Origin of the sequence: Aeromonas sp. 75A, from assembly GCF_051919425.1 — a bacterium.
GTDB lineage: Bacteria > Pseudomonadota > Gammaproteobacteria > Enterobacterales > Aeromonadaceae > Aeromonas > Aeromonas veronii.
The window spans coordinates 51626-63659 of record NZ_JBQBES010000002.1 but is presented as its reverse complement, the minus strand read 5'-3'; the positions used below and the strand labels follow the sequence as shown (position 1 = coordinate 63659).

Annotated in this window: 12 protein-coding genes; 8 read left to right on the top strand and 4 right to left on the bottom strand. The window is 56.6% G+C overall.

Annotated elements, in window-relative coordinates:
* Positions 1–14 precede the first annotated feature (14 nt).
* Together ACTG2T_RS00300 and ACTG2T_RS00295 are read left to right on the top strand one after the other, a co-directional pair.
* A complete protein-coding gene (locus tag ACTG2T_RS00300) occupies positions 15–467 on the top strand; it encodes a hypothetical protein (RefSeq protein ID WP_159166538.1) in 453 nt (150 codons plus the stop codon).
* 109 nt (positions 468–576) lie between these two features.
* Complete coding sequence (locus ACTG2T_RS00295) at positions 577–912, top strand: hypothetical protein (RefSeq protein ID WP_234928222.1); 336 nt, start codon at positions 577–579, stop codon at positions 910–912.
* 271 nt (positions 913–1183) lie between these two features.
* On the opposite strand, the gene ACTG2T_RS00290 is transcribed toward ACTG2T_RS00295, so the two are convergent.
* Both ACTG2T_RS00290 and ACTG2T_RS00285 read right to left on the bottom strand, forming a co-directional pair.
* Entirely contained in the window at positions 1184–2011 is an 828-nt protein-coding gene (locus ACTG2T_RS00290) for a bifunctional transcriptional activator/DNA repair enzyme AdaA (RefSeq protein ID WP_330124407.1), read from the bottom strand.
* A gap of 51 nt (positions 2012–2062) precedes the next feature.
* Positions 2063–2827 carry an SDR family oxidoreductase gene (locus ACTG2T_RS00285; RefSeq protein WP_330124406.1) on the bottom strand — a complete coding sequence of 255 codons (765 nt, stop codon included), beginning with the start codon at positions 2825–2827 and terminating at the stop codon, positions 2063–2065.
* Between the two features lie 321 nt (positions 2828–3148).
* Here ACTG2T_RS00285 and ACTG2T_RS00280 point away from each other — a divergent pair, with 321 nt between their 5' ends.
* Both ACTG2T_RS00280 and ACTG2T_RS00275 read left to right on the top strand, forming a co-directional pair.
* Positions 3149–4519, top strand: a complete 1371-nt coding sequence (locus ACTG2T_RS00280; protein WP_330124405.1) for a leucine-rich repeat-containing protein kinase family protein — start codon at positions 3149–3151, stop codon at positions 4517–4519.
* A gap of 283 nt (positions 4520–4802) precedes the next feature.
* Positions 4803–5450 (top strand): thiopurine S-methyltransferase, encoded by a 648-nt coding sequence (locus ACTG2T_RS00275; RefSeq protein WP_330124404.1) that lies wholly within the window; start codon positions 4803–4805, stop codon positions 5448–5450.
* Between the two features lie 320 nt (positions 5451–5770).
* On the opposite strand, the gene ACTG2T_RS00270 is transcribed toward ACTG2T_RS00275, so the two are convergent.
* Positions 5771–8557 carry an insulinase family protein gene (locus tag ACTG2T_RS00270; protein WP_330124403.1) on the bottom strand — a complete coding sequence of 929 codons (2787 nt, stop codon included), beginning with the start codon at positions 8555–8557 and terminating at the stop codon, positions 5771–5773.
* Positions 8558–8719: 162 nt separating this feature from the next.
* On the opposite strand from ACTG2T_RS00270, the gene sixA reads away from it, so the two are divergent.
* The 3 genes from sixA to ACTG2T_RS00255 all read left to right on the top strand — a co-directional run bounded on the left by sixA (position 8720) and on the right by ACTG2T_RS00255 (position 10609).
* Entirely contained in the window at positions 8720–9187 is a 468-nt protein-coding gene (gene sixA / locus ACTG2T_RS00265; protein WP_021230584.1) for a phosphohistidine phosphatase SixA, read from the top strand.
* 133 nt (positions 9188–9320) lie between these two features.
* Positions 9321–9527: a DUF1107 domain-containing protein gene (locus ACTG2T_RS00260; protein WP_005336998.1), complete on the top strand. Its 207-nt coding sequence runs from the start codon at positions 9321–9323 to the stop codon at positions 9525–9527.
* 164 nt (positions 9528–9691) lie between these two features.
* Positions 9692–10609: a DMT family transporter gene (locus ACTG2T_RS00255; protein ID WP_005336996.1), complete on the top strand. Its 918-nt coding sequence runs from the start codon at positions 9692–9694 to the stop codon at positions 10607–10609.
* A 160-nt stretch (positions 10610–10769) separates the two neighbouring features.
* Here the strand turns inward: ACTG2T_RS00255 and ACTG2T_RS00250 are convergent, their stop codons facing one another.
* Positions 10770–11255, bottom strand: a complete 486-nt coding sequence (locus ACTG2T_RS00250) for a cell division inhibitor (protein WP_005333614.1) — start codon at positions 11253–11255, stop codon at positions 10770–10772.
* Positions 11256–11485: 230 nt separating this feature from the next.
* Between ACTG2T_RS00250 and ACTG2T_RS00245 the strand changes: the two genes are divergently transcribed.
* A complete protein-coding gene (locus ACTG2T_RS00245; protein WP_127006571.1) occupies positions 11486–11683 on the top strand; it encodes a DUF4250 domain-containing protein in 198 nt (65 codons plus the stop codon).
* The last annotated feature ends 351 nt before the right edge of the window (positions 11684–12034 follow it).

Here is a 12034-nt window from a genome sequence, read left to right as displayed (position 1 = left end):
TTACATGGGGTGTTATGAAAATAGCCATTAAAGAAATAATATTGGTAGCTTTGACAGGTTGCTTTCCTGCATTATTAATTCAATATAACGATGGTGTCGGCAAACTTAAGGATTTTGTGTCTGGCGCTATAGTGCCTAATTATATTTTTTATTATTTCTTATCGTTTTTTGTTCTGCATTTATTGTTGACAATCTTTTGTTGGTTATATGGATATAGGTTTAGTCCTGAAAAGCAGAAAGAGGCAAAGCAAAAAATTATTTATATAGGAGAGGTCGGTGATAGTACATTGGGTATCTATCGTCTTACATCAGGGCTCTTATTTGCGATTCCAATTATATGGAAGTTCACTGAGCCGCATACAATAAAAAGCCTTGAGTTTGTAGGGTTGACCTCTTACGCATTACTGTTTTTAGTCGGTGTTACAGTAATATCAAACATAAATTTTTGGGCGAAAAGTAAGCTCTAACAAAGCCATCATGAAAGGTACGAAAACTTGGTTGTGTGTATTCGATCTCCAATTTTAGTCGAGCTTTTTTCGCCCCATATAGCGGAGCTAGGCACCAGAGGAAAATATCGTGACTGTAAAAAGGATTCAAGCAGGACAATATTCTGTTTCAGATGGAAGAACTATCGTTAAAGATGGTTCTAGTTGGTATGTGTTAAACAACGACGGTAAGCATGATTTCGGTCCATTGCCAACACTGGCGGCAGCAAAGCAATATGTATCTGATGGAACAACGCCTACCGGTGAACATAATTACGCTACAAAATACGGAAAAAGGCAGAGTAAGAAAGAATTTAATGCTTACTTAGCGTCAGAGGCAAAAAATGGTAATCTTGGTCCATTAATTTTCTATCTTCTAGTTATGTTGGTTATTTGCATTTTCTTTTTCGTTGTGCGTGGCTATTAGTACCATAGGGTGCAATGAAATTGCACCTCTACTTTTGTTCCTCATACCTTGCACAAAAGCCGCTCTGAAAACTTGTTTCGTCAATTCGCTGGGGGGCGGCTGAGCGCTGAGCCTTGCCAAAGCAACAAAAGGGGCGATCTGCGCCCCGATTCTTCTGATCTCCCCGCTTGATATCGTCGCACGCTTGTCCGGCAAAGCCTTATTGTCTGCTGACTCACTACCAACACCCCCGTTTTGCCCCTCCATCAGGCCGGGCAGAAAAAGCCCACCTTCACTCATACCTCGCCGCTTCCCAGGCGTGGATCGCCTGTTTGCGGGTCTCGCCCCAGTGATAGCCGCCGAGTTTGCCATTTTGCTGGATGACCCGGTGGCAGGGGATCATCAAGGCGACGGGGTTGGCGCCCACCGCCAGACCCACGGCGCGGGCGGCCTTGGGATTGCCGATGGCGCTCGCCACCTGGGCGTAGCTCACCACCTTGGCGGGCGGGATCTGCAGCAGCGCCCGCCAGACGCTGATCTGAAAGTTGGTGCCGCTCACGTGCAACGAGATGGGGCGATCCGGCGCCTTGCTGTCATCGAACATGGTGTTGATGACCCCTTGAGTGCGTGATGGTGCTTCTTGCAGCGTTGCCGCAGGCCAGTGCTGGGCGAGGGTGGCCAGCGGTGCCTCTGGGGCCTTTTCATCGAGAAACGAGAAGTTGCACCCCCCCCGCGGGGTCAGGGCGACGAATGCCTGGCCGAAGGGGGTGTCGTGCACCCCGTGATCGATAACCAGTCCGGCCCCCCGTTGCTTGTACTCGCCCGGCGTCACCGCTTCGAGCTGCACGAAGTGATCGTAGAGTCGCGATCCGCTGCTAAGGCCCAGGGTATCTGCCACCTCAAGCAGCGGGCGCGACTCCTGCAACAGCGCCTTGGCCCGCTCCAGGGTCAGCACCTGCAGATAGCGTTTGGGCGTCACTCCGGCCCAGCGGCTGAACAGCCGCTGGAAGTGAAAGGGACTTAAGTGCACGTGCGCCGCTATCTCGTCCAGAGTGGGCTGGCGCTCCACCTGACTTGCGATAAAACGGATGGCATCGGCGATGCGGGCGTAATCAGACATAAGGCGCTCTCACGATAAGGTTTCGGTCGCAGGCTGTGGGGGGCGACAACGTCATGTACGACAAATTGATACCCCACCATCGGCCAGCAGGGCAATGCCGGTAGTAAAGCTGGATGCATCGGACGCGAGATAAAGGGCCGAGCGGGCGATCTCCTCCGGTTGGGCCAGCCGTTTGAGGGCATGCATATTCTGCACAAAGGTGAGGCTCTCTGGCGTATTGGCAAAAGCCCGCCCCATGGGGGTGTCGGTGCCCCCCGGCAGCAGGGCGTTGACCCGAATCCCTTGTGCCCCATACTCGGCAGCCAGCACACGGGTCAGGCCAATGAGTCCTGCCTTGCTCGCAGCATAGGCCGCCATGCCGGGTAGCCCCAGGGTATGGCCGACAAAGGTAGAGGTAAAAATAAGCGAGCCGCCGCCACGCGCCAGCATGGCGGGGATCTGGTACTTGGCTCCCACAAAGGCGCTGGTGAGGTTGGTATCCAGAATTTCCTGCCACTGCGTCAGCTCAAGCTGCTCTACGCTGCCCGGCGTGCCTGTGGTACCTGCGTTGTTGAAGGCGATATCGAGCCCGCCGAAACGGGTTAGCGCGAGATCAACAAGATCGCGGGCGTAAGTCTCGCTTTTCACATCTCCCGCCAGACTCACCGCCAGGCCCCCCTCGTGGCGGATCTCCTCCACCAGTAGATCCAGTTCGGGCTGGCGGCGGGCGCCGACGACGACGCAGGCCCCTTCGCGGGCAAACAGGATGGCGCTGGCGCGGCCGATACCGGAGCTGGCGCCGGTGATGATGGCGACCTTGTTGGACAGTAATGACATGGCAGTTCCCTCGCAGGTGTGTTGTGCGCCAAATCAGTGGGGCACAGGGTTGGCTGTGGGTTGGAACTCCAATAGGTTCCAACCGACTTGGGTTTGGCCCCCACTATGACAACCACTCCTCGCTGGAACGACCCGAATCTTGCTCTCTTTCTCTCCAACTCGTTTTGCTACATGTCGATACAGGCCTTTGCGGCAACAAAAGGGGCGAACTGCACCCCGAATTCTTTATAATGCCCCCCTTTAAAATCGCCGGACCCGGGTTCGGCGCGCGCTGATGGCTGGCAACGCCATCAGGCAGATCATCAGGATTGAGAAACGGTTATGCATACTCTGGAACAGCTGCGCGCAGGTGAACTGTGCGGTGCCCGCCATCTGAAGCTCTCTGAAAACCTGACGGAGTTCCCCACCGAGATTTTGAGCCTGAAAGAGACGCTGGAGATGCTGGATTTGACCGGCAACCAGCTAAGCACGCTCCCTGACGAGCTGGCCGGGTTTGGCAAACTTCGCATCATCTTCTGCTCCGAGAACCGCTTTACCGAGCTGCCCGAGGTGCTGGGGCGTTGCCCGGCGCTCACCATGGTTGGCTTTAAGGCCAACCGGATTGCTACCGTCTCGGCCAAGGCGCTGCCCGCCGGTTTGCGCTGGCTGATCCTGACCGACAACGCGGTGGAACAGTTGCCTGATGAGCTGGGTCAGTGCGACGCCCTGCAAAAGTTGATGCTGGCGGGCAACCGCCTGCGCGAGCTGCCGGCAAGTCTTGCCAACTGCCGCAATCTAGAGCTCCTGCGCATCGCTGCCAACCGCATCGAACGCTTCCCCGAGTGGTTGCTCTCGCTGCCGCGCCTTTCATGGCTCGCCTACTCGGGTAACCCCTTTAGCGAAGGGGAGGAGACGCGGGCCATCGATGATGCCCATGTCGCTCCCCTTGCCTGGGGGACGCTGGCGCTGGGCGAGCTGCTGGGGCAGGGAGCATCCGGCGTTATCCATCGCGCCACCCTTGTGGCTAATCCTGCTGATGCAGTGACTCAGGCGAGCGATAGAGGCGATGGCAATCAGGTGGCGGTCAAGCTGTTCAAGGGGGCGGTGACCAGCGACGGACTGCCCCGCTGCGAGATGGCGGCATCGCTGGCGGCGGGCACTCATCCCAACCTTATCAAGGTGATGGGCAAGGTGGCGGATCACCCCTCCGGCATTCCGGCGCTGGTGATGGAGCTGATCGACCCGGCCTTTGCCAATCTGGCCGGGCCGCCGAGCCTGGACTCCTGCACCCGGGATGTCTATCCCGAGGGGTTGCGCCTGAGTGTGCCGGATGCGCTGGCGATGGCCCATGGCATCGCCTCGGTGGCGGGCCATCTGCACCGTGCGGGCATCATGCACGGGGACCTCTACGGCCACAATATTCTGTTTACCCGCGGGCCTGACGCCCCGGCTCGCGCTCTGCTGGGGGATTTTGGCGCCGCTTCCTTATATGACCGCTGCGACCGCGAGCGGGCCGTAGGACTTGAGCGTTTGGAAGTGCGCGCCTTTGGTTGCCTGCTGGAAGAGCTGTTGGCCCATTGCGATACGCAAGACTCACCGCTTGATGGGTTGCATCAGCTCAAAGCGGCCTGCCTCTCGGAACTCCCCGCCGATCGTCCCGATTTTGCTTATATCGAGCGCCAGCTGGCGGCCGTTCGCGCCACACTGTCGTGATCTTTCTGGCATTGGCAGGCACGGTTTGGCCTGCCAACGCCACTCCTTTTATTCCTTCATCGCTATACACCCATGACGTTTTTGCATGGGTTGGTATACCTCTGCCCGTCATAAGCACAGCCAATAGCACCCATTGCGACAGCGAGGCGCACGGCAAGGTGACGTCACGCCATTCGCCCGATAACACGCAGAGGCTGCGCGGCAAAAAGGGGAGGGCAGAGGGTTGCGCGGTGCCGGTTAAGTTGTGATATTGAGGCATCTTTAGTACAGAAGGGTAATAACGATGGAAGCTGCGTTTTGGCATCAGCGTTGGGAAGAGAACCGGATTGGCTTTCATCAGGCGGACTTCAACCACTGGCTGCAATCCTGGTGGTCAGCCCAGCAATCGGACGAGCCGGTGCTGGTTCCCCTGTGCGGCAAGTCCCGTGACATGCTCTGGCTGAGCGCTCAGGGCCATCCGGTCGACGGTTTCGAGCTATCGAGCCTTGCCGTCAGTCAGTTCTTCAGTGAAAACCAGCTCGCCGCGACCGTGAGCGAGGTGGGCCCTTATCAGTGCCATCAGGTGGACAGCCTGCGCATTTTTCAGGGGGATTTTTTCGCCGCCCCCAGTCTGGGTCGCCGTTACCGGCTGGTCTATGACCGTGCGGCGCTGATCGCCCTGCCGACGGCGATGCGCCGCCAGTATGCAGCCCTGATCAGTTCGCTGGTCGAGACCGGTGGCCAGATCCTGCTGGTGACCCTCGAATATCAGCCTGAACAGCAGAGTCAGCCCCCCTTCTCGGTGGGTGAGATGGAGGTGCGAGCCCTGTTCGAGCGCGATTTTCGTATCGAGGTGCTGGGGCGCGCCGCCGAGGTGGATCACCCGCGGGTGCTGTCGGGTCAGCTCTCCTACTTCGATGAGGTAGCCTACCGGCTGGTTCGCCGGGGTTAACGGGCAGCCAAAGGGTGATCTGCGCCGACAAATCATCGGGCTACGCGCTCTTCGCTACCTCCTTTGACGTAGATCAACGTGACTGGCGGGGGGAGTGCCTAATATGAGGCTGTTTCTCAATCACTGTTGGCATTGCAAAGCGAGTATCGGGTCTTTCCCGCTTGCTGATCAGCAACTCAGTGTCTGATTTTCACGCTCATGTTCACTTTTGGCGGCTTTGGTCGCAATTGTTATGGTTTTTCCAGCCGACCCTGATGGGTCGGCTTTTTATTGTCTGTGATTTGCCGTAGGCAGGAAAAGCGGGGGAGTGCGAGGCCTGATCAGGCCTCGAAGGTGGCGGCATTGAGCCGAAATGCCCGTGGATCGTCGATAAACTGGCCGGTGATCCGCTCGTCATGTTCGTGCCCCTGACCATAGCTGCAGAGGATCAGCCGATCGGAGGTGCGCGAACGCAGTTGGGTGATAAAGCGCACCAGATCGGCGCGGCTCAACTTGCCCACCTCGTCGCAGACTCTTTCGCGCTGATCAAACCCCAGATCCTTGTTGCCGATGCTGACCCACAACCGCTGGCCGCGACTGCGCAGATTGGCATCCCGCTCGCTCAGCTGGGCTTGCAGCCCCGCCTTGCTCTCCTGCCACTGCTGCTCGGTAAATTCGAGCATGGCGAGCGGGAAGAGGTCGATAAACTCCTCCACTGCATCGAGCAGGATCTGCGGCCCCGCCACCGGCGACTGGATATAGAAGATCAGGCCCGGATGGCGATTGAGGGGCAGGTTGCCGGCGCCCACCACATAACCGAGCTGCTGGCGGGTGCGCAGCTCGTGGAAGAAAGTAGAGGACATGATGTGGTTCGCCAGAGTGAAGCAGGCGAGATCTCGCGCACGGGTGGTACGGGACTGGTAGTAGACCAGCAGTGCCGAGTCTTCGTGATCACAACCCTGCTCGCGAATAAGGGTGCCTCTGTCCTGAATGGAGATGAGCGGGCGACGGGTCTCGCCGCTCGGCTTGCTGCTGGTGCCATTGATGTCGCTCAGGTGGCGCTCCATCAGGGCGGCCAGCTCCAGCGCTTCGGCGGCAGTCCAGTCGCCATGCACCAGCGCTTCGACATGCACCTCGCCAAACAGCTGGGCCACGAAGCTGGGCATCTCTTCCAGCTCTACCGTGCGCAGGTGGCGCAGCAACTGCTCGAATGGTGGGTTGTTCGGTTGCAGCAAACTGGTGAGCTGGTTAAAGAGCTGGGAGATGGGGCGCGCCTTGGACTGGTTATCCCAGTTGCGAATGAGCTGCTCCTTGATCTCGGCGAAGCGGCCCGGATCCGGATACCCCAGGGTGCGGTTGCCGAGGATCATGTCGAGCAACAGCGGCTGCTTGTCGGCAAAGCCGCTCAGGTTGATGGTAAAGCCCCCCTGATGGGCATAGATCTGGTAACCCAGCCCCGCCAGCTCCGCCGGATAGGTGAGGGCATTGAGGTGGTCGGCCAACAGCTCCACGGCGAGGCGCGCCATGGCGATATTACGCGGATTTTTGACCGCATGTTCGCTGTCGATGGAGATATAGAGATTGCCCTTGGGCACGCTGAACAGGTGCTCATGGAGGTGCCAGAGGCGAAAACCGGGGCGATCGATAAGGCTGGCGGGCATGTCGGCGGCAAGCTCTGGCGTGCGCGGATCGAGTCGGCTGCTGATAAAGGGGTTGGGCTTGGGCAGCGCCAGCGCCGGATCCGGCTCGCTCTGCTGCCAGCGAATTTTCTCGGCCTCGGTAATGGTCGCCACGCTGTAGGGGGTCTGATACCAGCGGGCCAGCCGATCGGTCGCCACTTCCGGCGCAGTGATGGTGATACGCAAATTGTGCGGGGTGAGCTTGGCGAGGAAGCGGCGGATCAGCCCCTCGTCATATTCGCGCATCATGTAGTCGCCGTAGAGCAGATCCTCAGGTTTGTAGCTAAAGAGGTTGAGCACCAACCCCGACACCGTATCGAGGGGGCGGCCGCGCTCCTGAAAGCGGAACGCCGATTCGAGCACGGTCCGTTTTTCGTCATAGCGCCAGCTCTGCAGCCCTTCGCGGCCAATCAGTTTCAGATAGCCAAACAGGGCGGCGAGGATGTCGTCCACATGTTCAAGGCCAAGCGGGGTGAGGCCGAAGTTGACGCCAAAATCCTTGAAGTTGGCGCCGCTGATGCCACCACCTGCCGAGAGCTGGTTGACCCAGCCTTTCGCCTTGAGCAGGGAGAGCAGGCTGCCATCCCCCTCGTAGCCAATCAGATGGCTCAGGAAGGTGAGGGGCTTTTTGTCGTAAAACTCGTCCACATTGGGCAGGGGGAAGCAGAGCGACAGCTTGCGGGTCTCCTTGACCGGATTGATGTGGATGCGCACGCCGAGATCATCGAGCCGGTAGAGTGGCATGGTGAGGGTCGGGGTTCCCAAATTGCGATTCAAAATGGGAGCAAAGTAGCGACAGCACCACTGCAACTGGGTATCGATGGATTCCGGCGAGATCATCACCAGCGCCATGCGATCCGCGCTGTAGTGGCTTTCGTAAAAACGGATAAGGTCGGAGCGCAGATCCCGCCCCGGCAGATCGGCCAGGGTATCGAGGTTGCCCACCGAGAACTTGGAGAAGGGGTGTGCCGGGTTGACCGTCTCTTTATGCACCTGATAGCTGCGGCGCATGTCGTCCTGCAGCTTGAGGCGATACTCGGAGTCGACCGCGTTGCGCTCCTTGTCCACCCACTCCGGATCAAAGGTGGGGCAGATAAAGAACTGGGAGAAGCGATCCAGCCCCGCTTCGAAGAAGCCGTTGTCGATCTCGAAGAAGAAGTTGGTGAATTCGGTGCCGGTCCAGGCGTTGTTGCTGCCGCCATGACGGCTCATAAATTGCTGGTACTCACCAGGCTTGGGGTAGGTGCAGGTGCCGAGAAACAGCATGTGCTCCAGAAAATGGGCCATTCCCTGCCGGTCGGCGGGATCGTCAAAATGGCCGGTATTGACCGCCAGTGAGGCGGCGGATTTGTCTGTGTCGGGATCACAAATCAACAAGACCCTGAGCCGGTTGGTCAGCTCCAGAAAATGGTATTGCCGATGGTCATTGGGACTGGCATATGGGCTCATTGGCGTGTGACTCACGTTGGATTTATTTGAATTTAAACATGATTATCGACCCCGCTATCCCGTCAGGCAAACCCTTTTCTGAGAGGTAGCGCAATTGTTTCCACACCCGTGGCGGGGTAAGATCCCCCGGCTATCAAAACAGGCCCGTTGGGCGAGGTTGTAATGAAGATCTATATCATGCGTCATGGCCAGGCTGGCATGAATGCGAAAACAGATGAACAGCGTCCATTGACCGAGCAGGGTATTGAAGAGTCTATCCAGATGGCCCGCTGGCTGGCGCCTCAGCTGATTGGCCCGCTGGATCGGGTGATCCACAGCAACTATTTGCGGGCACGCCAGACCTGGCAAGCCATATGCAGTGAATTACCTGACGCAGCAGCCGTTGAAGAGAGTGGCGACATTACCCCTTACGGTGATCCCGCTTTCGTGGCCAGCTACCTCACTACTTTGGCTGAGCAACATGACCAGATCCTGATGGTCAGCCATCTGCCGCTGGTGGGTTATCTGGTGCAAAGCCTCTGCCCGGCAGCAGGAGCACCCATGTTCGCCACCTCGGGGATCGCTTGTATCGAGTGGCACGATGGCAAAGGAGCCTTGCTCTGGCTCGAAGGGCCGCATACAATAGGCTAAAAGTTAATAAAAGGTTATAGGTTGAATTTTTTGGGAAGAGATGGGCGAGTTTTCCGGATTTTTATAAATACTTTACGGAATTAATTCGCAGAAGCTGCTGTCATACGGATACAACTGCAAGAGGTTGCAAACGATGAGAGTGTTCAAGAAGTACCTGCCACTGATGGTGGCAAAGCATGTCAAAACCTTCTTTAAAGGTCGGATTTACATCCATGGTCGGGGGCGGTTTGATTTCCAATCCGGTTTGTTGCTGATGCCGAATCCGGCGGATATTCCCCACCGCCAGACAGTCACCGAGGTCAACGAGCTGATCTCCAGACTGCACATGGATGCCGCGTGATGCGCTTCTGAACCTGTTTCTGCACTGATATGCCCGCACTTTTGCGGGCATATTTGTTTCTGGTGACTGGCGTTAACCATGTGGCTGTTCAGGCCCACACCTTTGTTTATCTTCCATCGCCCCCTATACTGGCCCGCTGTTGTCTCTTCGGTCTGGATCCTCTCATGCCCCTTGCCTTTCTGTTTCCCTTCTCCTGCATTGCCATCTGGGCTGGCAATGGAATCGTCAGCAAACTGGCGGTTGGTGTGTTGTCCCCGGCAGCCTTGGCCTGGTCGCGCTGGGTGGTGGCTGCGCTGGTATTAAGCCCGTTTCTGGCCCGTCGGGTATGGCGTGCGCGTGCCCGTCTGCGCGCTGGCCTTTGGCAGATCGCCATGCTGGCCTCGCTGGGCATGGTGCTCAACCAGACTTTTGGTTACTACGCGGCGCAAACCCTGGGAGCCACCGAGATGGGGTTGATGATGGGTCTGACGCCGCTGCTGACCGTGTTGTTCAGCATCTGGCTGCTGCGTGAGCGGCCCACCTGGGGCGCCGTGCTGGGGGCGCTGCTTTCCATCCTTGGCTTGTCTATCTTGCTGGGGCAGGGGGATCCTACCCGGCTGTTTACCCAAGGCATTCATATCGGCTCTGTCTATATGCTGATCTCGGCCGGTACTTATGCCCTTTACAGTGTGCTGCTCAAGAAGTGGGATCTTGGGCTCGACAACTGGTCGCTGCTCTACGGTCAGGTAATCTGCAGTGTGGTGATCCTGACCCCCTTCTTTTTGCTGGTGGATGGCCAGTGGCCGGATGGCCGGGCCCTGTGGCTGATCCTCTATGCCGGTATCCCCACCTCGGCGCTCTCGCCCTGGCTCTGGATGCAGGGTATCGCTCTGCTCGGTGCCAACCGTACCGCCATCTTTATGAACCTGCTGCCGGTGATGACGGCTGGCCTTGCCATCACCCTGCTGGGTGAGCGGTTAACCAGCTATCACCTGATCGGGGGTGGGCTGACCCTGCTGGGTGTCTTGCTGGCACAGCTGCTGGTGCGTCCGGTGGTGATGGGTCGCCGCCGGGTGGTGCTGGCACCCTGTCCCGAAGAGTAATCTTGCGTGAAGGTGTAAGTAGGCCCAATGGCCCGCTTGGCTGCCAATGAAAAGCGCCTGCAGCAATGTAGGCGCTTTTTATTTTGCTAGGATTTTACTGAGTAATGATGGCAATGGCTTTGTCGTTGCAGCCATGCCCAAGAATGGGCCAAATTTTAACTTAGTGATTTAGATAAATATCTTGCTCTGCATAGGCCAGCAGAGGTGTGCCGAGGTTAGTCCGTTTCGCGCCAAAGAAGCGGGTGAGTACGCCAGATTGCTGTCCCAGTCGCTGCAGCTTGACGTGATCCAGCTCGATCTGCTCGGGTAGCCAGGTAAATACGGCGGCGCAGTGACCATTGCCCAGACTGCGCTCCAGGGTTTGCTGCCAGTTCTTGATTTTGGGGCTATGTACCACCAGCACTCTCTTGGGATCGATACCTCGCTCTTCCAGACGGCTGACTGTGGGGCGTCCCGGCGGGGCGATCAACAAGATCCAGCCGGTATGAGCCTCCCCAAGCTTTGTCAGCTCGCTCAGAAACTGATCATCAGACTGGATAGTCACACCATAATGAGCCAGCTCCGCTTTGCAGGCGGTTCTGGTTGGCCAGGGCTTGCTCATGACACGATTCATCGCAAAGGGCAGTGAGTGCAGGGGCTGGTTCATATATGGGGTTCCTGTATGAATATCCAAGCTGTATGCGTATACAGTAGTTCTATCCTGTGGCAGTGACAAGGTGTTTTTGCTGAAAAATGTGATGGTGTTGGCATGTGTCGTTAGTAAGGTTATGTTTTTAAACACTATTTAATACAAAGCTGGTTGGGTGTTTTTCGTACTATGGACAAACCTTGCGTAACCGCCCATGGTTATACAGGTCATTTACAGGAGGTGCCGCCATGGATATCAGTACCTTGCAACGTCTTGATGCCAACATCTTGCTGGGCATCATCAATGAGAAGCTAAGGCTTGAGTGTGACGGGTTGGAGGAGCTGCTGGCCTATTACAATATGAGTGAAGAGCAGTTGGCAGGACGTCTGGATCAGATTGGGTACCATTACGATCCATTGAGTAATCAGTTCAAGGCACATCTTTAAGGGTGCAATGATTGCTTCATATTTATACGGTAATTTTTCAGGCACATTGAAACCGGTTTCAATGTGCCGTCTTGCTGCCTATTTTCAGGGATTTTCAAGGCTTGGCAATCTCTGAAAACCTATTCATGCCAGAATATTTTTATTGTTTCATTAAGTTTATGATAATAAAGGGAATGTTTGTTTTTATGCGATCAATTAAAGGAAAGGGTTTTCAAGCTTTTCAGGCTGTTTTTATCGGTTAAAGTGTGACTTGCGTTAACTTTTAATTCTGCCGCTTTAGTTAGTATTCTCACGCCGGTACATATTTTGAGATAACAACAGCGCCGGTCCCGCAAGCGGGATAACAATTTT

Bases quoted from the DNA above. Each gene is read 5' to 3' on its own strand.
- ACTG2T_RS00300 (WP_159166538.1), top strand. From the start codon at position 15: ATGAAAATAGCCATTAAAGAAATAATATTGGTAGCTTTGACAGGTTGC.
- ACTG2T_RS00290 (WP_330124407.1), bottom strand. From the start codon at position 2,011: ATGTCTGATTACGCCCGCATCGCCGATGCCATCCGTTTTATCGCAAGT.
- ACTG2T_RS00285 (WP_330124406.1), bottom strand. From the start codon at position 2,827: ATGTCATTACTGTCCAACAAGGTCGCCATCATCACCGGCGCCAGCTCC.
- ACTG2T_RS00280 (WP_330124405.1), top strand. From the start codon at position 3,149: ATGCATACTCTGGAACAGCTGCGCGCAGGTGAACTGTGCGGTGCCCGC.
- ACTG2T_RS00275 (WP_330124404.1), top strand. From the start codon at position 4,803: ATGGAAGCTGCGTTTTGGCATCAGCGTTGGGAAGAGAACCGGATTGGC.
- ACTG2T_RS00270 (WP_330124403.1), bottom strand. From the start codon at position 8,557: ATGAGCCCATATGCCAGTCCCAATGACCATCGGCAATACCATTTTCTG.
- sixA (WP_021230584.1), top strand. From the start codon at position 8,720: ATGAAGATCTATATCATGCGTCATGGCCAGGCTGGCATGAATGCGAAA.
- ACTG2T_RS00260 (WP_005336998.1), top strand. From the start codon at position 9,321: ATGAGAGTGTTCAAGAAGTACCTGCCACTGATGGTGGCAAAGCATGTC.
- ACTG2T_RS00255 (WP_005336996.1), top strand. From the start codon at position 9,692: ATGCCCCTTGCCTTTCTGTTTCCCTTCTCCTGCATTGCCATCTGGGCT.
- ACTG2T_RS00250 (WP_005333614.1), bottom strand. From the start codon at position 11,255: ATGAACCAGCCCCTGCACTCACTGCCCTTTGCGATGAATCGTGTCATG.
- ACTG2T_RS00245 (WP_127006571.1), top strand. From the start codon at position 11,486: ATGGATATCAGTACCTTGCAACGTCTTGATGCCAACATCTTGCTGGGC.